Annotated in this window: 25 protein-coding genes; 22 read left to right on the forward strand and 3 right to left on the reverse strand. The window is 56.4% G+C overall.

Translation table 11 applies throughout. The annotated features are described in order from the left end of the window. Position 1: 1 nt before the first annotated feature. The 6 genes from K3169_RS14145 (at position 2) to K3169_RS14170 (ending at position 5521) form a co-directional block, all read left to right on the forward strand. Positions 2 to 385 (forward strand): phage tail assembly chaperone, encoded by a 384-nt coding sequence (locus tag K3169_RS14145; protein ID WP_263272052.1) that lies wholly within the window; start codon positions 2 to 4, stop codon positions 383 to 385. 62 nt (positions 386 to 447) lie between these two features. Continuing rightward, a complete protein-coding gene (locus K3169_RS14150) occupies positions 448 to 696 on the forward strand; it encodes a DUF1799 domain-containing protein (protein ID WP_263272053.1) in 249 nt (82 codons plus the stop codon). 10 nt (positions 697 to 706) lie between these two features. Continuing rightward, a complete protein-coding gene (locus tag K3169_RS14155) occupies positions 707 to 3652 on the forward strand; it encodes a phage tail tape measure protein (protein WP_263272055.1) in 2946 nt (981 codons plus the stop codon). Continuing rightward, positions 3652 to 3990: a phage tail protein gene (locus tag K3169_RS14160; RefSeq protein WP_263272056.1), complete on the forward strand. Its 339-nt coding sequence runs from the start codon at positions 3652 to 3654 to the stop codon at positions 3988 to 3990. Before K3169_RS14155 ends, K3169_RS14160 begins: the two co-directional genes overlap by 1 nt. Before the next feature lie 11 nt (positions 3991 to 4001). Continuing rightward, complete coding sequence (locus K3169_RS14165) at positions 4002 to 4754, forward strand: phage minor tail protein L (protein WP_263272057.1); 753 nt, start codon at positions 4002 to 4004, stop codon at positions 4752 to 4754. 2 nt (positions 4755 to 4756) lie between these two features. Next, positions 4757 to 5521, forward strand: a complete 765-nt coding sequence (locus K3169_RS14170; protein ID WP_263272058.1) for a C40 family peptidase — start codon at positions 4757 to 4759, stop codon at positions 5519 to 5521. Between the two features lie 245 nt (positions 5522 to 5766). On the opposite strand, the gene K3169_RS14175 is transcribed toward K3169_RS14170, so the two are convergent. Continuing rightward, the gene (locus K3169_RS14175; RefSeq protein WP_263272059.1) at positions 5767 to 6006 is read right to left on the reverse strand and encodes a hypothetical protein; all 240 of its coding nucleotides are present in this window, start codon (positions 6004 to 6006) and stop codon (positions 5767 to 5769) included. A gap of 109 nt (positions 6007 to 6115) precedes the next feature. Continuing rightward, positions 6116 to 6706 (reverse strand): hypothetical protein, encoded by a 591-nt coding sequence (locus K3169_RS14180; RefSeq protein WP_263272060.1) that lies wholly within the window; start codon positions 6704 to 6706, stop codon positions 6116 to 6118. Positions 6707 to 6885: 179 nt separating this feature from the next. On the opposite strand from K3169_RS14180, the gene K3169_RS14185 reads away from it, so the two are divergent. The 16 genes from K3169_RS14185 to K3169_RS14260 all read left to right on the forward strand — a co-directional run bounded on the left by K3169_RS14185 (position 6886) and on the right by K3169_RS14260 (position 19647). After that, positions 6886 to 7308, forward strand: a complete 423-nt coding sequence (locus tag K3169_RS14185; RefSeq protein ID WP_263272062.1) for a hypothetical protein — start codon at positions 6886 to 6888, stop codon at positions 7306 to 7308. A gap of 54 nt (positions 7309 to 7362) precedes the next feature. Next, positions 7363 to 7956, forward strand: a complete 594-nt coding sequence (locus K3169_RS14190) for a tail assembly protein (RefSeq protein WP_263272063.1) — start codon at positions 7363 to 7365, stop codon at positions 7954 to 7956. A gap of 59 nt (positions 7957 to 8015) precedes the next feature. Next, on the forward strand, positions 8016 to 11582 hold the full coding sequence (locus K3169_RS14195; protein ID WP_263272064.1) for a host specificity protein J: 3567 nt from the start codon (positions 8016 to 8018) through the stop codon (positions 11580 to 11582). Positions 11583 to 11812: 230 nt separating this feature from the next. Then, positions 11813 to 13546 (forward strand): hypothetical protein, encoded by a 1734-nt coding sequence (locus K3169_RS29760; RefSeq protein ID WP_263272066.1) that lies wholly within the window; start codon positions 11813 to 11815, stop codon positions 13544 to 13546. After that, positions 13543 to 13959 carry a hypothetical protein gene (locus K3169_RS14205; RefSeq protein WP_263272068.1) on the forward strand — a complete coding sequence of 139 codons (417 nt, stop codon included), beginning with the start codon at positions 13543 to 13545 and terminating at the stop codon, positions 13957 to 13959. Before K3169_RS29760 ends, K3169_RS14205 begins: the two co-directional genes overlap by 4 nt. A gap of 101 nt (positions 13960 to 14060) precedes the next feature. Further along, the gene (locus K3169_RS14210) at positions 14061 to 14396 is read left to right on the forward strand and encodes a hypothetical protein (protein WP_263272070.1); all 336 of its coding nucleotides are present in this window, start codon (positions 14061 to 14063) and stop codon (positions 14394 to 14396) included. Then, a complete protein-coding gene (locus K3169_RS14215) occupies positions 14393 to 15073 on the forward strand; it encodes a hypothetical protein (protein ID WP_164581519.1) in 681 nt (226 codons plus the stop codon). The genes K3169_RS14210 and K3169_RS14215 overlap by 4 nt, the downstream gene beginning before the upstream one ends. A 65-nt stretch (positions 15074 to 15138) precedes the next feature. After that, the gene (locus K3169_RS14220; protein ID WP_263272071.1) at positions 15139 to 15576 is read left to right on the forward strand and encodes a cell wall hydrolase; all 438 of its coding nucleotides are present in this window, start codon (positions 15139 to 15141) and stop codon (positions 15574 to 15576) included. After that, entirely contained in the window at positions 15573 to 16109 is a 537-nt protein-coding gene (locus tag K3169_RS14225; RefSeq protein ID WP_263272073.1) for a DUF2514 domain-containing protein, read from the forward strand. Before K3169_RS14220 ends, K3169_RS14225 begins: the two co-directional genes overlap by 4 nt. Positions 16110 to 16121: 12 nt before the next feature. Further along, on the forward strand, positions 16122 to 16334 hold the full coding sequence (locus tag K3169_RS14230) for a hypothetical protein (protein WP_099268920.1): 213 nt from the start codon (positions 16122 to 16124) through the stop codon (positions 16332 to 16334). Beyond that, positions 16331 to 17575 carry an SGNH/GDSL hydrolase family protein gene (locus tag K3169_RS14235; RefSeq protein WP_263272074.1) on the forward strand — a complete coding sequence of 415 codons (1245 nt, stop codon included), beginning with the start codon at positions 16331 to 16333 and terminating at the stop codon, positions 17573 to 17575. The genes K3169_RS14230 and K3169_RS14235 overlap by 4 nt, the downstream gene beginning before the upstream one ends. 173 nt (positions 17576 to 17748) lie before the next feature. Further along, positions 17749 to 17985 carry a helix-turn-helix domain-containing protein gene (locus K3169_RS14240; RefSeq protein ID WP_263272075.1) on the forward strand — a complete coding sequence of 79 codons (237 nt, stop codon included), beginning with the start codon at positions 17749 to 17751 and terminating at the stop codon, positions 17983 to 17985. Between the two features lie 111 nt (positions 17986 to 18096). Continuing rightward, positions 18097 to 18321: a DUF6555 family protein gene (locus K3169_RS14245; protein ID WP_263272076.1), complete on the forward strand. Its 225-nt coding sequence runs from the start codon at positions 18097 to 18099 to the stop codon at positions 18319 to 18321. A gap of 246 nt (positions 18322 to 18567) precedes the next feature. Beyond that, the gene (locus tag K3169_RS14250) at positions 18568 to 19032 is read left to right on the forward strand and encodes a response regulator (RefSeq protein WP_263272077.1); all 465 of its coding nucleotides are present in this window, start codon (positions 18568 to 18570) and stop codon (positions 19030 to 19032) included. A 202-nt stretch (positions 19033 to 19234) separates the two neighbouring features. Then, positions 19235 to 19495 carry a hypothetical protein gene (locus K3169_RS14255; protein ID WP_231674579.1) on the forward strand — a complete coding sequence of 87 codons (261 nt, stop codon included), beginning with the start codon at positions 19235 to 19237 and terminating at the stop codon, positions 19493 to 19495. Further along, complete coding sequence (locus K3169_RS14260; protein WP_231674578.1) at positions 19492 to 19647, forward strand: hypothetical protein; 156 nt, start codon at positions 19492 to 19494, stop codon at positions 19645 to 19647. Before K3169_RS14255 ends, K3169_RS14260 begins: the two co-directional genes overlap by 4 nt. A gap of 128 nt (positions 19648 to 19775) precedes the next feature. Here K3169_RS14260 and K3169_RS14265 read toward each other — a convergent pair whose 3' ends face one another. Beyond that, positions 19776 to 20522, reverse strand: coding sequence for a hypothetical protein (locus tag K3169_RS14265; RefSeq protein WP_231674577.1), 747 nt, complete (start codon positions 20520 to 20522; stop codon positions 19776 to 19778). Positions 20523 to 20897 lie beyond the last annotated feature (375 nt).

Consider the following 20897-nt stretch of genomic DNA (forward strand, 5'->3'; position numbering starts at 1 on the left):
CATGGCGAAGATCAAAATTGCACAGGCCCCCACCTTCGATGCGAAGGTCGCTATTCCCCGCGTCGGTGGCAAGCCTGAAGAGGTGGGGTTCACCTTCCTCTACATGAACCGTCTGGACTTGTCGGCACTGTTCGACAAGTGGAATCAGGCGCGGGACGCACATGCCGCCAAGGTCAAGGATGAAGAGATGTCGTGGCAGGAAGCGACGGTGGCCGAGATTGAGCTGCAAGTTTCCCAGATCAAGGACATCGTGACCGGCTGGACCTTCGACGACAAGTTCGATGATGAGGCAATCACTGCGCTGGTGACCACATGCGTCGGCGCACCTCAGGCAGTGCTGGAAGCCTATCAGGGCGCATACAACCCGGCCCGACTGGGAAACTGACGCAGGCGGCCCGGGCACTGTATGAGCCTGGGCCGTCAGATGCTGACCTCGCAGCCTTCGGCATGACCAAGGCTGACATCCCCGATGTTGAGTTCGAGGTGTGGCCAGATATCTGGCCCGCCTTCCTCCTGTTCGAAGCAATGTCCACGCAATGGCGCGTCGGTATGGGTGGCCCTATCGGCCTGGACTACACCGCAATCCCCGCCGTCGCCCAACTGTTGGGCATGAAGAAAACCGACACCACCAAAGCATTCCAGGACATTCGTGTCATGGAGGCTGAAGCCATGCTCGTTATGAGCGAATCGAAGTAACGGAGCGCGCATGACAACCATTGCTGAACTCGGCATCAGGGTTGATTCGACCGATGCCGCGCAGGCGAGCTCTGACCTCGACAAACTCACGGCGGCAGGCGGACGTGCGGAGAAGGCTGCCGAAGGTGTAGCCAAAGGCGCTGAAAAGGCCACGACGTCCATCAAGAAGCAAAAGGACGAACTGGCTGACCTGCTGGGTGAGATTGACCCGACAGTTAAGGCGCTCGGCCGTCTTGATGAGATGGAAGCCAAGCTTGCGAAGCACAAGGGTGTCGGGCTGGATGCCGCAACGTTCAGCGAATACCAGGCGAAGATCGATCAGTCCCGCGCGAACCTTGGGCGGTTTGATGACACCCTGACCCGCACCGGCAACACTGCCAAGCAGACAGCGGCTGCGCTGCGTGGCGTTCCTGCTCAGTTCACTGACATCGCAGTGTCGCTGCAAGGTGGCCAGGCTCCGCTGACTGTGCTGCTCCAACAAGGCGGCCAGCTCAAAGATATGTTTGGCGGCATCGGGCCAGCGGCTAGAGCACTGGGCGGCTATGTCCTCGGGCTGGTTAATCCATTCACTGTCGCAGCGGCTGCCGCGGCGGCTCTGGGGTTGGCGTATTACAAAGGCTCTCAGGAAACCACTGATTTCCAGAATGCCCTGATATTGACTGGCAACGCAGCTGGTACAAGCGCGCCTCAGCTCGCCACGCTCGCGAAGCAGATATCGGCAACCGTTGGCACCACTGGCGCGGCTGCCGAGGTTTTGGTGCAGCTATCGTCATCTGGCAAGGTGGCAACCGATTCATTCGGAGAAATTGCCCGCGCTGCGCTGGCAATGCAGGAAGCAACAGGCAAGGCTGCATCCGAAACCGTCGAAGAGTTCGTGAAGATCGGCAAGGACCCGGTAGCCGCGGCGAAGGACCTGAACGACCAATACGGTTTCCTGACTCAGGCCGTTTACGCCCAGATTGTTGCGCTCAAGTCGCAAGGTGATGAGGTCGGGGCAGTCAAGCTGCTGACCGACACCTACGCGAATGCGGTGCAGACGCGGGCCGGGGAAATCACACAGAACCTGGGCTACATCGAGCGTGGCTGGCTAGCAGTTAAGAACGCGGCGAAGGGTGCGCTTGATGCGACTCTTGAAGTCGGGCGCGACAGCACACTGGACGATAGAAAGGCGGTGCTTGAAAAGGCGCTGGCGAGCGCGACCAATACCGGTGCCGGTCCGCGCGGAGGTGGCGGCCAATCGCGGGACACCATCCAGGCCGAGCTAAACTTTATAAATCTCCAGATCGAAGCGGAGAAGACCAAAGGCCAATACCAAGCCGACAATGTCAGAATTCAGAAAGAGGCCATCAGTGCCGGTATCGCGATCAAGGCTACTAACGATGCAAGCCTCACCAATGAAGAGAAACGCACCAAGCTCTCTGCGGAATACCTGCGCAACATTGAGAAGATCAGGCTCGCAAACCCTAACGCAGCCGAGGTTCAGCCTGCCGCTGTAGCCAAAGGGCTGGCGAACATTGCGGACAAGAACAAGGACCCGAAGACCGCTGGCACGGCTGTAGACCTGAGTGGCTTCAACGACGCCCAGAACCAACTAAAGTCAGTTTCCAGCTATTACCAAAACATCCAGAAGGAACTGGATTCAGCCCAAAAGGCTGGAATGGTGTCGGCTGAGTCGTACAGCAAACAGCGCGTCGCTCTGGTTGAGCAGGAGCGGGTAGAGGTTGCGGCGGCATACGAGGCTGAGATTACAGCTCTTGAAGCCGTTCGGGCGAAGTCCACTACATCCGCCGCTCAGCGCATCCAGATCGACCAGAAGATCGCTGATGCGCGCGCCAGTATGGTCAAGGCTCAGCAGGATGCTGAAACCCAGCTTGAAGTGCTCGCCAATGCCGAAACCGGCCGTATCGAGAAGCAAAAGCTCGCAATCAGCAGCTACACCGACGCACTCAACCAGCAAAACGCCGCCTTGCAACGTGCAGGGCGACGGGCCGCGACTGGCGTCGGGCAGGGTGATCGCCAGGCGTCTTTGACCGGCTCGCTAAACGGCATCGAGGACCGGGCCAACCAGCAACGCCTGGACCTGGCTCGCGACAAGGCCGACAAGTCGCGCAACATGAGCGCCGAGGAATACCAAGCCAAGCTGGAAGCGATCAACCGCAGCGAGAAGGATCTTGCCGAGACCACGCTTAGCAACTACGAGCAGATGTCGGCAGCGCAGAGTGACTGGCGTAATGGTGCAACGTCCGCCTTTAGCAATTACCTGGAGTCGGCGCGTGACGTAGCGGGGCAGACCAAAAGCCTGTTCACCAATGCATTCACCGGCATGGAAGACGCGATCGTCAACTTCGCCATGACTGGCAAGCTGTCGTTCTCTGATCTTGCCAAATCTATCCTGGCTGATATGGCCCGGATTGCTACTCGGCAGGCAAGCTCTGCGCTACTGAGTTCGCTTGTCGGTGCTGGTGTGAACTACGTAACCGGCAGCGGCACCCCCACTTCGGCCGGTTCCACATCTGCAGGCTACAGCGGTGCCGCGCTTAGGGGCTGGTCTGGCGTTCAGCAGGCTAAAGGCGGTGCATGGAGCGGTGGCGTGCAGATGTTCGCCAATGGCGGTGCGTTCACCAACAGCGTGGTCAGCAAGCCGACAGCCTTTGGGATGTCAGGTGGGCAGACAGGCCTGATGGGTGAGGCTGGGCCAGAGGCGATCATGCCTCTGACGCGTACTGCGGGTGGCAAGTTGGGCGTGATATCAGTAGGTGGAGGCGTTGGCGGTACCCAGATCAACGTTGAGGTTCATATCGACGGCGATGGGAACGCAACATCATCGTCTGATGCGCCTGGCTATGAGCTGTTCGGCAAAGAGTTAGCGACGTTTGTTGAGCAGAAGTACCAGCAGTTGCGAAACGTCGATATGCGCCAAGGCGGCGTGATCAGCAATGCAATTAAGGGGCGCTGATGGCTATCGAACGATTCACCTTGGCTACAGAGAAGGGCGCGGATGGCGATGTCACCCAGCGCGTCCGGACTAAGCAGTTCGGCGATGGGTATGCGCAGTCGGTAGAGGATGGAATCAACAACCAGTCCGAGTCTTGGCCGGTTGTCTTCACCGGCATGAAAGATCGGATATTGGAGATCAGACGTTTCCTTGACCGCCACAAGGGGGCAAAGGGATTTCTCTGGACGCCGCCTCTTGGCGTGTTGGGCCTCTACAAATGCACTGGCTATAAGCCTGTGCACCGCGGCGGCCAGGTCTACGCCATCACCGCCACCTTTGAGCAAACCTTCCATCCCTGAGAAAACCGCCCATGGCACTGATCACGGACATACAGAAGCTGGAGCCCGGTGGCGAAATTCGCCTGTTTGAAATAGATGGGACTGAGTACGGGGCGGATTACCTGCGGTTTCATGGACACGCGATTCCGCACACGCCGGAAGAGCTGTTGGCCTACGAGAAATCGGACGAGGATCTGCCAGCCAAGTCCATATGGTGGCAGGGCGAGGAGTACGCCGCATGGCCAGTTCAGATCGACGGGATTTCTTCCAGCAGTGATGGTACGGCGGCGCGGCCGACATTCGCTGCGGGAAACATCAACGGCCGAGTCACGGCGCTTTGTCTGGCCTTCGAGGACATGCTCAAGTTCAAGCTGACTGTGCGCGAGACCCTTGCGCAGTACCTGGACGCCGCCAATTTCTCCGACGGCAACCCGACTGCTGATCCGACTCAAGAGGCGCTGGAAATCTGGTACATCGACCAGAAAACCAGCGAGGACGGCGAGGCCGTGGCCTGGGAGCTTTCGTCTCCCGGCGAGATCGACAGTCACGGCCTTCCGGGGCGGCAGATGACGACGTTTTGCCACTGGGCAATGACAAACGGTTATCGCGGCCCCGACTGTGGATACACCGGCCAGGCCATGTTTGACGACGAAGACAACCCGACTGACGATCCCTCGAAGGACGAGTGCAAAGGGTGTTTGTCGTCCTGCAAGTTGCGCTTCGGCGAGAACAACGAGCTTTCGTTCGGCGGTTTCCCGGCCGTTTCACTCATCGCGCGGAGTTGACCATGTTCAAGTACATCCTTGAAAGGGTGCGGGCGCACGCTGCGGCCGAGTATCCGAAAGAATGCTGCGGCCTGTTGCTGGCGGTGGGTCGCAAGCAGCAATACTTCCCATGCGCGAACACTTCAACCGATCCGACTGAAGAGTTCCGGATTGATCCAGAGGATTACGCCCGGGCAGAAGACATTGGTGATGTAATCGGCATCGTGCATTCACATCCAGACGCAACCAGCCGGCCTTCACCACGCGACTTGGCGATGTGTGAAGCGACTGAGTTGCCCTGGCACATCCTGAGCTGGCCGGAAGGCGACCTACGAACGATTGTGCCGACCGGCAACACGCCGCTGCTTAAGCGACCATTCGTTCACGGTGCGTGGGATTGCTGGCAGATCTGTGCGGATTGGTACAAGCGCGAATGGGGGCTTGAGTTTGAGGCTTTCAAGCGAACTGATGGCTGGTGGGAGAGCAAAGACAGCGTCAGCTTGTACGAAGCCAACTATGAGGCTGCCGGTTTCTACCAGGTTGATACTCCTCAGCGCGGCGACATGATCGTCATGCAGGTCGGCCGGACAGAGCACCCGAACCATGCGGGGATTTTTCTCGGGTCAGATCCGAAGCTGCCGGACGAAGACGCGGCGACCTTCGGGCCGGGGCCTTTCCTGTTGCACCATCTCTACGGGCGTCCGAGCGAAATAATCGTTTTCGGCGGGCCGTGGCTTGATCGAACGCGCCTTATCCTCAGGCATGAAGATGCACCATCCACTATATAGCGCGGCATGGCCGCTGGAGAAGGGCATGCACGCCACGCAGCGATACACTCTGACCATTCGAGACCTTTTCACTGCTACCGAGTCGGGTATCTGCGGGGCCGAAGCTGAGATAGCCATTTTAGATAGAGGCGTCGAGGTTGGTCGCGTGAAATTCTCCGGAAAGTGCCAGAGCGAAGGCGGGTATAGCCGCAGCTACAGCGGCAAAGCGGGGCTTAACGCGCTGGTTGCGTCAGGACCTGGTCGGATCAGCTTTCAGGCGGCGTAATTCCGCTTATGAAATCATCCGAGCCGAGTCGGTGTGATCCATACCTGACGGTATATCCGTCGTTCAAGCGCGCAGCCTCGGCCTCGGCAATTTCCTTACTCGCGTACACATCGACCAAATGCCAAGCGGCAGGTTTATCCCTAAGCACCGCCCAGCCCAAGACCCAGCCCTTGTTGTCTGGGTCGGCCGGTAGGTTCTGCGAAAGACTTCTAATTGACATGACCGCTCCTTGGTTAGTGAGGGCTCAACGCTACTACGTCGAACTCAAAAGCAGTTACTGGCATTCCATCCACGCTGGATGGGCGCACCGCCCCATGCTGCAATCTAGATTACTCTGTGGTGAAATCCTTTGGGGCGCAACTGTTGTCGATCTGGCACTTGTTGACTGGTAATAAAGGGCCTTCAGGTTTGACTGAGTTCAGCCAGTGCATGGTAAGTATCCCTGCATGGTAGCTACCCTGTACTCCCGGGAAGCTGGCCCTGTCACCATCATTAAAAATGCCATCGTATATCTCGACAATTTTGCCGTCTTGAGGGGTCAGAGAGACTGTCAGTCGGCCAGACGGCCTGCAAGTAATGTGCACGATCGCGTTAGTCTGATGATCATCAGACGTGTCGTCAAAGTTCCGTATGACCTGGTGTTTGCCTTTAAGGCATTGCTTTGCAGGAATAGATGCGGAAAGGCCTTCACTTGAATGTCCCTTCCTAAATTCTGGAGGGATATAAAAAACCAGGTTTACTCCGATAAGCTCGTCTTCCGATATCGGATCGAGCACATCCTCTGCGTAATGTCCTACGCCGTAAAGCCAAGGCCACAGCTGCTCTTTCAGAAGGTCTGTAGAGGACCCTAAAATAGCGCCGCCTATAGCGCAGGTAGTTCCAAGCAATGCCTTTTTCAAATACTGCTTCAAAATCTGCAAATCCTTACTCCTCCTTGAGGACGTTTGAACTGTCTTGCCAATATCATTACAACAAGTTCAAAGATAGATGAAGGTTAGCGGAGCTTACTTTCCAGCCATATCTGGCTGACGTAAGCTCCCGGCGTTCCGTCCTCCACGATACAGGTGATACCCTCAACCATCATCTATGAGGGAACATCATGCGAATTTTGATTGGGGCGCTGGCTGTGGCTATGCTGGCTGGGTGCGCATCCTCGGCGATATCGGTGAGAGAGGCTAAGCCAGTCCCGTCGGACGAGTTATATGCCTTCCAAACTAAACCGTCCGGTGAAAACGGAAGGATAACCGTAGTGCGGGACTCCGGTGCGGTTGGCTCTGGTTGCGACATCGTTGTGTATGTCGACGGGCGCAGAGCCGCAAAAATTGGCACAGGTCAGCGCGCTACCTTCTATCTTCCTCCTGGATCGCCAAATCTCGGTGCGGGCCTGGCAGGATCTGGACTTTGTGCAGGCGCTGCAATTCGCACCATCGCGGCGACTGTGCAGCCTGGCAAAGAGAGTCTTTACCGAATCAGCGGCGATATGGCTGGCTTCTATATTGGGCCATACGTCGACTACAACTGACATCCAAACATCTTAAGCCGCCTCAGGGCGGTTTTTTTACGCCTGGAGAAAAGCATGCAAGCCTCAGCTATAAACTACCATCCGATGACAACGATTCGACTGCACGGGCAGCTCCGGCAATTCGGGAAAACCTTCAGGCTTGCGGTTAATTCTCCAGCCGAGGCGATCAAAGCCCTGTGCGTACAAATCCCTGGATTCGAGCGTTTTCTGTCTAACGCGAAATCACGCGGACTTGAATTCGCTGTGTTTCGCGATAAGCGCAACATTGGTGAGAAAGAGCTCAACTACAACGGCGCTGGCGAAATCCGCGTTGCCCCTGTGGTGGTGGGCAGCAAGCGCGGCGGCATTCTTCAGACGATTGTCGGGGCTATTTTGATCGTCGCAGGTGTCATCTTCTCGGCTACTCCTTTTGGCGCGCCGCTCATAGGTGCAGGTATCGGCCTCGTCGCTGGCGGCGTAATCCAAATGCTCAGCCCGCAAGCTGGGGGTCTTAAGACCAGTGCTGCACCGGAGAACACGCCCGGCTACGCATTCGGCAGCGCCAAAAACACGACTGCATCCGGTAATCCTGTCCCTCTGTGTATCGGCGAACGTCGATGGGGCGGCGCAATTATCAGCGCCGCGATCTACGCCGAAGATCAGATGTAGCCACAGCTCGAAACACCGCAGCCGCCCTTGAGGCGGTTTTTTATTGCCTGGAGAAAAGCATGGGCGCAGCAGAAAAGATCGATATCTACGGCGCGAAGGGCGGCGAAGACAAGCCTAAAACGCCAACGGAAGCGCCAGATAGCCTGCGCTCAATTGCTATCGCCAAAATGCTGATCGCAGTCGGGGAGGGTGAGTTCGAAGGCGTTCCCACCGCTCGTGACATCTACCTCGACAACACCCCGCTGCAAGACCCTCAAGGCAACATGAACTTCCCGAATGTGAAGTGGGAGTGGCGCAGCGGCGCTGTAGACCAGACTTACATCCAAGGCATTCCATCGGTTGAGAATGAAACAACCATCGGCACTGAGCTTCGCAGCTCCACGCCATGGGTCAGGTCGATCACTAATACCCAGCTTTCGGCAGTGCGTGTCCGTTTTGCGTGGCCAGCTCTCCAGTCCGTGGATTCCAGCGGCAACATCAAAGGGTATCGGATCGCCTACAAGGTTGAAGTAGCAACCGACGGCGGTGCTTATCAGCAAGTTCTGAGCGAAGCGGTTGATGGCAAGACAACCAGCACCTATGAGCGCACCAGGCGTATTGACCTACCCAAGGCGACCTCGGGCTGGCTGATGAAAATCACTCGTCTGACCGTCAACCAGAACAACAACAAAATATCCGACACCATGCAGATCGCGGGTTTCACGGAGGTCATCGACGCAAAGCTTCGCTACCCAAACACAGCGCTGCTGTACATCGAGTTCTCCGCTGAGCAGTTTCGCAGCATTCCTGCTGTCACCGTGGCGTGCAAATCTCGAAAGTGGCCTGTCCCAAGCAATTACAACCCTGAGACTCGGACCTATACGGGCATCTGGGATGGCACCTTTAAGGAGGCGTACACAAACAACCCTTCTTGGGTAACGCGCGGCATCACCATTAATGATCGTTTCGGCCTTGGTCGCCGTATCAAGTCGTGGATGGTGGACAAGTGGGAGCTGTACCGGATTTCCCAGTACTGCGACCAACTGGTGCCCGACGGGAAGGGCGGTATGGAGCCGCGGTTCATCTGCGACTTGAACCTGCAGAGCAAGGCTGACGCCTGGTCTCTGCTCCGTGACATCTCGGCAATTTATCGTGGCATGACCTACTGGGCTCAGGGCCAAGTCTTCACGCTCTCGGACATGCCTCGCGCTACTGATTTCGACTTCGCCTACACCAGGGCGAACGTCATCGACGGCAAGTTCACCTATTCCAGCGCCTCGGAGCGTACTCGCTACACCCGGGCGCTGATCAGCTATGACAATCCGCTGAATAACTACGACACCGATGTGACGGCTGTCACTGATCCGAAGCTTCAGCGTCGTTATGGCGATAACCCACTTGAGGTCAGCGCGATTGGTTGCACTCGTGAGTCGGAAGCGCAGCGGCGCGGTAAATGGGCGCTGCTGACAAACTCCAAAGACCGCGCCGTCGTCTTCAGGGTAGGGCTGGACGGAAGGATTCCACTGCCAGGCTATGTGATCCCGATTGCAGATGAACTGCTCGCCGGACGCGCTGTTGGCGGCCGAATCTCTGCCGTGAATGGCCGAGTCATTACCCTTGACCGGGACACCCAGGCCAAATCCGGCGACCGGCTGATCTTGAACTTGCCTGACGGTAAGTGTGAGGGTCGTACCGTTCAACTGGTGGGCGGTCGTCAGGTCACTGTCACCACGGCCTATTCGGTCCAACCTGAGCGTGAACTGGTCTGGGCGCTGGATGCGGATGACCTGGCTATCCCGCTGTACCGAGTAGTCAGCGTGGCCCGGCCGGAAGCCGGCGTTTTCGAGATATCGGCCGTTCAGTACGACCCGAGCAAGTTCGCCCACATTGACACGGGGGCGCGCCTTGAGCAGAGGCCTATTAGCGTCGTGCCGGTCACAGTTGTTGCCGCTCCGCTTAGCGTGACGCTGACTGCGACCTCATCGATTGTGCAGGGTCTGTCAGTAGCCACGATGACAATCAGTTGGCCCACCGTGACTGGTGCAGTCAGCTATGACGTGGAATGGCGCAAAGACAGCGGCAATTGGATCAAGCTTCCCCGCACGGGAATGAACAGCGTAGAGGTGGAGGGAATTTACGCGGGCGATTACGTGGCGCGTGTCCGTGCGGTAAGTGCATTCGATATCTCGTCGGTATGGCGTGATTCAGTACTAACCACCCTAAGCGGAAAGCAGGGAATTCCACCGGCAGCAGCGTACCTGACGGCAACGCCTCTGTTGTTCGGCATTTACATCAAGTGGGGCTTTCCAGCTGGTGCCGAGGATACTCAGCGTACCGAAATCTGGCACAGCCCATCGCCTAGCCTGGATGCGGCCATAAAGCTGACAGATGCGACCTATCCACAGTCCGACTTCTCAATGCTCGGTCTGCGCGCCGGTGTCACTTTTTACTTCTGGGCACGCTTAGTGGATCGAACGGGGAACATCGGCCCCTGGTATCCGCTGGGTGTTGGTGTTCAGGGGCAGTCCAGCGCTGATGCTGCTCCCATCCTGGAAATGATATCCGGGCAGATCGGCGAAACCGAGCTTGGCCAAGACATCAAAGACAAAATTGACAAGATTGATGACCTGCAGGAGCAGCTCGACGCGCTGGACGGGCTGAAAGCCTACGACCCAGAGCTGACTTACACGAAGGGGCAGATGATTGTCGTGGCGGGCAGGATCTATCAGGCGGAGCAGGATGTACCGATTGATACGCCACCGCCAAATCTCTCGTACTGGGCCGACGTGGGTGACTTGCTAGAAACCGCGAACGGATTCGCGGAACAGATCGAGCTGAACACCACATCCATCCAGGAGATCAATGGCGTTCTCACCTCTCAGGCTACCGCGCTGCAGTCGCTGAGGGCGGCAAGCCGGGACGATAACGGCGAAGGCGACATGATCGATGCGTTGCGAGGCTGGACCGCCACGGCCAGCTTCGCAGAAGAGGTCAAGGTCCGAACGGCTCAGAACAGCGCTCTGGTTCAGCGACTGACTGAGTTGAATTCTGAGGTCGGCGAGAACGTCGCGAACCTTACCGAGCTGACACAGACGGTGGCGACAGACAAGCTGGCAACGGCACAAGCCATCTCCCAACTGACTGCCACGGTCGGCGATAACACCTCAGCCATACAGGAGACCGCCACTGCGGTCGCCGACGTAAACGGCAAGGTCACAACGTCGTGGTCCGTCAAGATGCAGGTCACTGCCGACGGCCAATATGTCGCGGCCGGTGTGGGCCTTGGGATCGAGAACGGACCAGCAGGTTTGCAAAGCCAGTTCCTGGTATCGGCAGACCGGTTTGCGATTTTGACCACCATGGCTGGAGGGGCGAGCTTTGTTCCGTTCGCCGTTGAAGGCGGGCAGGTGTTCATGAGGTCCGCCTTTCTTCAGGACGGCACCATCACCAACGCCAAGATCGGGAGCTACATCAGCTCTACGAACTACATCGCTGGGCAGCAAGGGTGGATCCTCAACAAGGACGGAACGCTGGAAATCAATGGGGTTGTGCCTGGCGGTGGCCGACTGTCCATCACCAACCGTTCCATTCGCGTTTACGACCTTGAAGGTAACAAGCGGGTGCAGCTTGGAGACCTTACTGAGTAAGGCCGGGCCGGGGTGCGGGCTTGTCTATCGCCTCGCGCTTTCCCTGCAAAGCCGTTCGCCAGGCTGAGCACTCAATAACCATATCTAGGGCTTAACTAATGAGCTGGTACAGAACCGGTACGGTTTCCGTCGTTCGAAATTCAACAACTGTCACGGGCAGCGGAACGTCCTTCGCAGCCAATAGCAGGGTCGGCGACGGCTTTAAAGGGCCCGACGGTCGTGAGTATGAGGTGACTAACATCGCCAGCGCTTCGGTGCTCTCGATCCTACCTGCATACATAGGCGACACATTAACGGGCGGCAGTTACGCGATTACCCCCATTCAGGGATACAACAAGGATACTGCTGATGCTCTCCGCGCAGTTTCGCAGTCCTTTGTGGATGTGACAGAGAGCGCCGAATCCGCGGCTGAGTCTGCTGCGGCTGCTCGCGAAGATCGAATCACGGTAGGGCTGGCTGCAACTCAGGTTGGCTTGGACCGAACGGCGGCAGAGCAGGCGGCGGAGGCAGCCGGGGAAAGTGAAGGAATCGCTACTCAGGGCGCTCATACAGCGTCGCAAGCTGCTATTTCTGCGGAGCAATTCAGGCAAGCGGCTGAGCAAAGTGCGATTGATGCTGCGAGATCCGCACAGGAGGCGGAGAATGCATCCGGCGGGCCATCGAATACTGATCAGCTGAGAGAGGGGGAAACGAACAAGTATTGGACTGGAGCACGAACGCTGGGTACCGCTTTGGCCGGTCTGGTGCTGGATAGCGCCGCCGTCATCGCCGCGACTGACACCGTGCTGAGCGGTTTGGGAAAGCTTCAGGCTCAGATCAGTGCGCACGTGGGCAAGCGCGGTATCGCGCAGCACCCGGTTTCTAATACTGTCGAAGCCGGGTTCATGCCTGTTTTTCCGTCAATCACTGATGGGAAAACCTACGGGTTCAAGAATGGTGTATTGGTTGAAGTAGAAAGCGGTGGAAACGCCGCCATCTTCGGCGAAATTAAGACCTTGCCAAGCCGTACGTTTAATGCCGCCGGTGTGATCCTCGGTGACGGCCAGCTCCTGAGCAACGCTGCGGCTCAATACCCTGACGCATGGGCGGCGCTGCAACTCGCTACACCACCGGTCCCTGTCACAACTGCAGCACTATGGCTGTCCGATCCAACCAAGCGCGGCTGCTGGGCAATCGACACCGCGAACAACCAGATACGCGTTCCTGACTACAACGGCAGACAGTCTGGTTCTATAGGCCCCGTGGTATTCAGGGCGGACGGAACGCTGGGCTTTGCGCCGGGCACCATTCGTCAGGATCAGTTTCAAGGCCACAAAATGCGGCTTCGCGCTGGCGGCGGTTCGAATGCAGGGTCAGGAGCTGAAACCGCCCCTATCATGGGAGGAACGACAGATAACAGCAGCGGCGGTACGGTCGGGTCACTGACCACCCAAATTGTTAGCGACGCTGTTAACGGCGCTCCCCGTACAGGCACGGAAACATTTCCAACTCACGTGGTCGGCGTCTGGGGTGTGGTGCTGTTTGGCGAAGTGATCAATGTAGGTGCTGCTGATGCAGCAGTCTTGGCAACCAGCTACGCAGATCAGCAAAGTCGAATTGCTGCGTTGGAAATAAAAAAGTTTAAGTGGCAAAGGTTGCCAGACATCGCGCTGTCCGCGTCAGCTCCGTTTTCCTTCAGTCATACATTGGGGTTTATTCCTCAGTTTATGAACTATTACTATCGATGCATTTCCGCTGACGCTGGCTATGCGGTAGGGGCCACTTTGTACCCACAGGACCTGAAGTACGATGCGGCGGGCACCACTATTCGGGGTCTGCTAATTAAGGTCCTAAATACCGACACTTGCTCTGGGATAATCGCCAGCACTGGGCCAGTGCTCATAAATAACACTACAAATGCAAACGTAAGCTTGAGCTTTACGAGTTGGGTTCTTGTGATCACGTTGGGAGGTACTTCAGAATGATAGGTGATACACAAGAACTAAGCTCTGAAGTCATTGCAGATAGAGAGACGGCGCTTTACTACATTCTGCCGAATGGTACGCACCTCGGGTATTTCAACTACGTGCCGTCCGACGATGCGATACAGGTACCTAACCCCGCTGCTGTGGATCAGGTTTGGGATTTCGGTGCGCGTACATGGGGTTCTAGCCGCATGCTTCTGGCCCAAATTGAAGATGTGTGGCGAGAAGAGCAAATCGTAATCATAAACAGGCAGCTTGAAGCGCTGGAAGAGGCCGAGGCAGATGTTCCTCCTGATGATCTTCTGCCCGGCTCACGCACTCAATGGCTTTCCTATCGTGGCAAGGTGCGCGCCTGGAAAGAAGGACACCCCGAGTTTCCGGACCTCGCCAAGCGGCCGACACGTCCCTCTTAATATTCAGCCCACGATCAGCAGGCATGTTTTTGCCTGAGCAGATACTAGGATCCTCCAACCTCTGATCAAGGCTTGGGTATGCAACATGGGAACGCAATCTTATGACGTTCGGTGTTAGAACATGGAATGCCAAAGGCGACCTTGAAATGGATACCGATAGTTTTACTTATCAGGTGATCCACAATCAGGTCTATCAGCTAAATGGTACCAACGCTTTTAGTATATCTATTCCGGGATTTAATACCTCCAACTGCGTCGCTACTGTTCTTCCTATATCAAGCTCCAATAGCGGCTTAGCTAAAGGAGCGATGCCCTTTGTTTCAGTCGCATCAGGTTCGGTGAGCGTTAGTTCGAGGAACCCGCAAGAGCCTAACGCCGATTCCGTGTATGGCTCGCAAATTCAGTTTCGGCTGCTGGTGATGAGGTACAAAAATTGACCTACGGCCTAACTGTCCAAAACAATGACAACTACATCCAGATAGATTCCGATACGCCACGGCTTTGTGCCATGTGCAACGGATCATACGCAGCATCAGGATCAAGCGCTGTAACCATTACGTTTCCCAAGCCGATAAAAACAACTGAGCCGCCTTGTATTTTTATCAGGAATGCAAACCAAGGTTCTGTTCTGTACAACGGGATGTACATTCTCGGCTCTCCCGGCAACTGGACTGGGTTTCAGCTATCAGCGGGGAACGTCAACTGGAGGCCTTCAGGGAAATGGTTTGCTGCGGTGTTTGCTTCGCAGTCCTCCGCCCTTTGGGGGTTGCGAATGTGGGATGCAGCCGGGGTCATCATCTATGACTCAGGACTTCCGCCTGTACTGGTCACCAAAGCAACTAACGCTTGGAGTTATCAAGGGGCGGTGCAGCTCGACATAGGTAGGGCGTATTACTACCTATCGGCAGCTGTGGGCGCTTTGGCCACAGATGAGTATTTCATGATCAATCCGTTTTCCAGGGGGCTGCTGGCCGCCCAGCAAACAACGTGGAACAGCTCAGGGGTAAGGTTCGATTATTCATCAAATCGCCTTCAGCTCTATTCGGTAGGGACAACGGCATGGATTAACAACGGCGCGCCTGGTGCTGTTTTTGCTCGGCTTCCTGGAACCTAAGCCTCCACTACGAAAAAACAAACGATACCCGCCCTGTGCGGGTTTTTTATTGCCTGGAGAAAAGCATGACCGTGACTGAAAAAGATCGCGATGTATTGGCGCGCACCCTGTGGGGAGAGGCGCGCGGTGAGGGCTTGAATGGCCAGATCGCCGTGGCGTGGACCATTCGCAACCGCGTCGATATGGACCTCAACAATGACGGCAAGCCGGATTGGTGGGGTGAAGGGTATAGCGGAGTGTGCCTGAAGCCTTACCAGTTCAGTTGCTGGAACAAAAACGACCCGAATTATCCATTCTTGTCCGGGGCCAAAGCGATCCCGTTCCGCGAACTTGCTCAGGCTCGTATTGCTGCTGACCTGGTGATCGACGGCAAGCAGCCAGACCCGACTGGTGGCGCGACTCACTACTACGCAACCACGATGCCGAAGGCCCCGGCATGGGCGGCGATGGCCAAGCAGACGATGAAGCAAGGTCATCATATCTTCTTCAAGGATGTGCCATGAGCCCAGCCACTCAGCTGTACCTGAAGCTGGGCGGCGTTCTCTTGGTGCTTCTGATCATCGCCGGATCGCTTTACGGAGCGTACAGCCACGGCGTGCAAGTTACTGAACTCGCGTGTCAGGCGACATCGGCAAAGCAGTTCGGCGCTCAAGCTCAAGCCGTCGCAACGACAACCAGCGACTACCGAACCGAAGAACAGCGCCGCCAGAACGCGGCCAACCAGGTGGCTAACGATGCGAGACAAGAACAGACCGCTGCGCTTACTGATGCTGCTGCCGCTGACGGTGCTGGCGACCGGCTGCGCGTCGAAGCCGGAAAGCTGGCCGCTACCGCAAGTTGCGCCCCCGGCGATACCGGCGCTGCCGAACGAAGCAAGGCAGCCAGCCGCGCCGCCATGGTGCTTTCCGACCTGCTCGGCCGGGCTGACGCGCGAGCGGGAGAGCTGGCAAAAGCTTATGACCAATCCCGAGTAGCCGGGCTGGCGTGCGAGCGCTTCGTGGATGCGCTCCCCAAACCCTTGATTACCCCTGAGTAACGGAACGATAAAATGGCGACGACCCAGCTGATTCAGAAATACATGGGCCAGACGATGTTGATCGTTAAGGCAAATGGCGGCAGCGTGACCGTCGAAAAGCAGGTCGGTGCAAGCTGGGTGGTGACGGATACGTTCACCCGTGACGGCGGCTACCTGCTGCAGCTCGGTAACTCTTCGACGCGCATCACACCCTCAGCCGGTGCATCCTTCGAGGTGACACGATGAGCCTTTTGGTCAATCAGGCCCCGCGCCGCCAGCCAATCCGCCGCGGGCTGGGGCTGCTTGGTGACAGCTTCTCCGGAAACTGCCATACGATTGCAGCAACTGCGTACGGTACTGAGGCATATGGCTTCGCAGCCATGATCGCGGCGCGCACCGGCTTGTTCCCGAGCTACCTCGATAACCAGGGCAAGGTCGGCGACCACACCGGCCAGTTCATGGCAAGGCTACCGGCCTGCATCGCTTCTTCCACTGCCGATCTGTGGCTTCTGCTATCGCGCACCAACGACAGCACCACCGCAGGGATGACGCTTGCCGACACGAAGGCCAATGTGATGAAGGTCGTCACGGCTTTCCTGAACACGCCCGGCAAGTACCTCATCGTCGGCACAGGCACTCCACGCTTCGGCGGACGCGCGCTGGCAGGGCAGGCGCTGGCCGACGCCATTGCCTACAAAGACTGGGTGATCAGCTACGTGAGCCAATTCGTCCCCGTGGTAAATATCTGGGATGGGTTCACAGAGGCAATGACTGTAGAGGGCCTGCATCCGAATATCGTGGGCGCGGACTTCATCAGCTCCCGCGTCGTGCCGATCATCACCTCCAACTTCGAGTTTCCTGGCATCCCGTTGCCGACGGACGCTGGCGATATCTACTCGGCTATCCGTCCATTCGGCTGCCTCAATGCCAACCCGCTACTGTCCGGAACTGGCGGCACTCTCCCGGCCGGTGTGAACGCCGTGGCTGGGTCAGTCTTGGCTGATGGGTATAAGGCCGTCGGCTCTGGCTTAACCGGTATCACCACCCGGTGGTTCAAAGAGCCTGCAGAATTCGGCGAAGCTCAGTGTATTGAACTGGGCGGCACAATGTCGGCGGCAGGAGGGTACGTCTACATGCAGCCGACAGCCAACGTCGTTACGACAAACTTGGTGGCCGGTGACGTTATCGAAATGGTTTCGGCGGTGGATATTGTCGGCTCGTCACGCGGCATACTGGCGTGGGAGGCAGAATTGATTATCACCAAACCGGTCAGCGGTGCCTCGACCACGTTCTATTACCGGTCGATGGACAAGTACCAGGAGCCGTTCACGATGCCCGCCAACTTTTCCGGAGAGCTGGAAACCCAACGTGGGGTAGTTGACATGAGTGAGACGGTGATCACGTCGCGCATTGGGCTATACCTGGCTGCAGGCGTGGCCCAGAACTCTACGGTAAAAGCTGCTCAGTTCGGGATTCGCAAAGTGTAATGGCTGAACTACTTCACTTCCTCTATTACCTCGCCGCCTTGCGTGCCGCTATCAAGGATTTTTATCAAGCTCTTTACTCATTCGAGGGCTCTATACCGTCGGTTATATCCTTTCGAGCGTTCCTACCCTGTCCTGTATGCGCCATGATGTCCCGTCTAAGGAAGGAGGACGCCATGACGATCGCAAAGCGATTGAAAAGCGAGCGCAAAGCTCAAGGAATCTGTATTTGGGAATTTGCGGTGCAAGCCGGCATTCGCGCCAATGCTCAAAGTAATTATGAAAGAGGGATCCGTTCCCCCCGAGCGGATTACCTCAATGTGTTGCATCATCTGGAAATAGACGTGCCCTACATTCTACTGGGGATACGTACGAAGCATATTTTCACTTGTCACCGAAAAAGCATCCATTGATGCTGATGCTGAGTTGTGCCGGGGCGAGGCTTCCGTCGCGTGATGTGAACGAGCATGGAATTTTTTCAGATGAAGCCGATCAGTTTTTTCGGCTCAAGGAGGATTTCAATCATGCCAAACTCACCACATTACAAAGTCGACTACCTCTATCACGGTGCTTACAAGACATTCTATGTAAGAGCGGATTTGATGAACAACTCAGAAGCCTGGCATTGGGCAGCGGTTGATGCTGGCCTTGGCCAGATTCCAAAATACCGCAGTGACAGAGTTCCAAAGGTCAGTAAGCCCCACGCCGAAAGGCTTGGAATCACCGACGTTGAATGGAGTCAGGCCTAGCGTGGAAGGGAGCGTAGTGCTGCCCTTATTTGGCTATAATGCGCGCTCATCTGCTGGGTAACACCTCATGTCAGTTCTTACTGAGATAATGGTCGCGATTCTTTTCTGCGCCGTATGGATAGCCATCTGCTGGGGCATAGTCGTAATTTATCTATGACTGATTTGTCCGGCCTCAGGGCGTTCCATGCGTGCGTACTGAGGCGCGTTTGCTAAAGTACCGTTTCTCATCCGTTAGTGATCGCCGCGATGCTCAAACCCATACTTCTCGTTGAAGACAATCCCAATGATCGCGAACTGACGCTGATCGCTTTACAGAGCTCTAACCTGGCTAACGATGTGGTCGTCGCCAAGGATGGGGCAGAGGCCTTGGATTACCTGTTTCGTAGAAATAGTTTTGCCGAGCGCGCCCAGGGCAATCCGGCTTTCATTCTGCTGGACCTCCGTTTACCGAAGGTGAATGGTCTTGATGTGCTAGAAACAATCAAGGCTGATAAGCAGCTTCAGACTGTCCCGGTTGCGGTGCTTACAAGCTCCGACAAGGACACCGATTTAGCTGATGCATACCAATTGGGTGTGAACTCCTACTTGCTCAAGCCTGTGGCTCTGGGCTCGTTTGTCGCGGCCGTTACTAAGCTGGGTCTGTTTTGGGGTGTTTTGAATGAACCACCGCCCGAAAGTTTGCCGTTTTCACCTGCCCCCGATAAGGACTGATGTCCGACCAAAGGACAGAACGTCATTTCCTATAAGAGGACATTCGTTAATAAGGGGGAATTCGTTAAATAGCCCCACAGATAAGCCCGCTTTGGCGGGTTTTTTTGCGCCTGCTGGAAAGCAGCCCCCTTGAGACTTGCATTCCGTGCTATACCACCGCGGCCTTTGCGCGAACTGCGCCTTGGATCACGGATATTGTCCCATGACTGATGAGCCCTCGTTGTTGAACCTCCCGGATAACCTGCCTGACAACGTCTATGCCTCGTGGGTCGGCGCACTCACTGCGCTGCGGGAAAGCCCCAATACTGCCCTCGCCAACGAGCGTCTTCAATTTTGCACCGCTTACTTACAGGCTCTGGAAGACGCACAGATAATCGATTATCACATTGGGCGCATGCTTCACGCCGAGGTACAGGCCCTGAGCGTTGCCGTTCGCGTTGTATTGGGCACCCTAGTACCGTGACACGTTCAGTCATCATCAAAGGAACGCTGTGCGCCAAGCTTGAGGTGGGTGCGGTGCAGGAGGTGTCCGTGAGTCGGCAGGGCGAAAAATGGAAGTTGACCATTCGTTCGGGCGGCGCCCGCAGCCGCTGGTTGCCGGTGCGCTCGCGTTGAGAGGCTTGGGCTAGCCTGACAGCGGTGAGCCGCTTTGCCGAGTCGGCGGGTATCGGGCGTCTTAGGCACCATGCCGGTAGAGTTTGAATCCCTATCTCTCGACACTGAACCTGGGGCGTCACGCTTCTTCAGAGATGCCCCTGAGTAGGATGGCTTGAGGGCAGCCTGCTCGGACAGAGTGGATCCTCTATGAAACCCATGCCTTTACAGGAATGGCAATCCTCGCGGAGTTCGAAGCGGTCGCAACAACTCGAACACTGCCTAAAAATTGAGAATTGCTCCCGCTCCCATAGCGCGACGTAACGGACCATGTCGCCTTCCTCCAGCGCAATCAGCCCTGCATCAATGATTGATCTGTAGGTATCAGGATCATCCAAGCGCTTGATCATCTTCCCGTCAACCAACTTCCAAGTCTCTACAAGGGTGAGCTTTTGGCCAGTCTCGGTGTAAATGTAGCGATCCCTGAAGACGCCATATTGAGCATAGGTTCTGGTGATGACGGGTCTGTCTCCGTCTGCCTCGAGGATCTGCGCGAAGAACTCCATAGGACCTGGCTTCACGCCTGGCCCATGAAGAAATACCCGGTTTCCGCTGATGCTGCCTGTCTGAACCCCGGCTTCGTTGTAGATATCGTAGTCCGCTGCTGGATTCCTCCAGGCGAGCGGAGCCTCCTCAATGTGGTGACAGAACGCGCCAGTGGCCAGCTCAAGCATTTCGAATCGCTCCATTTCGTCGACGCAACCCATCTTTAATAAGTTGTCAGCAAACCTCATCAGGTACCGGTAGTTGGCACTGGGGTTGGTCCAGGCGCTGGCATTCCAGCATGATCGATACCACTCCTCAGTGTGGCTTTGGGGTTTGAAGGGTTGCATCATTACTGCTCATTATACTGTTTGGATATACAGTAATCGAGTGGCGCGATTTCGGACAGGTCCGGGTGACGAGTAGCACGTTTTGGGGTTTGGTTTTAGTTGGCAGAACGCCGGGGAGGTTGGACCAGATTTTGGACCAGTTGTGAGTTTTGTTGGGGGTTGGTGCAGGCTACAACCCCCGTAATTGCGCTCTATAACCCTCAGAGAACCCCAATGCAAACTGCATGGTGATATTCGCTGTGGAGATCAATTACCTTACCTTTCAATAACTTGGAGTTGGCTGGGTGCAGCCGGTACCGATTTGATGCCCGTTTCCGTCTTTGCCCTGGCGATTTTTATCACGGGCCGAGGCCATTCTTTGGGCCATATCTAGCCAGC

The sequence above is a fragment of the Pseudomonas phytophila genome (genome assembly GCF_025643095.1).
Classification (GTDB): Bacteria; Pseudomonadota; Gammaproteobacteria; order Pseudomonadales; family Pseudomonadaceae; genus Aquipseudomonas; species Aquipseudomonas quasicaspiana.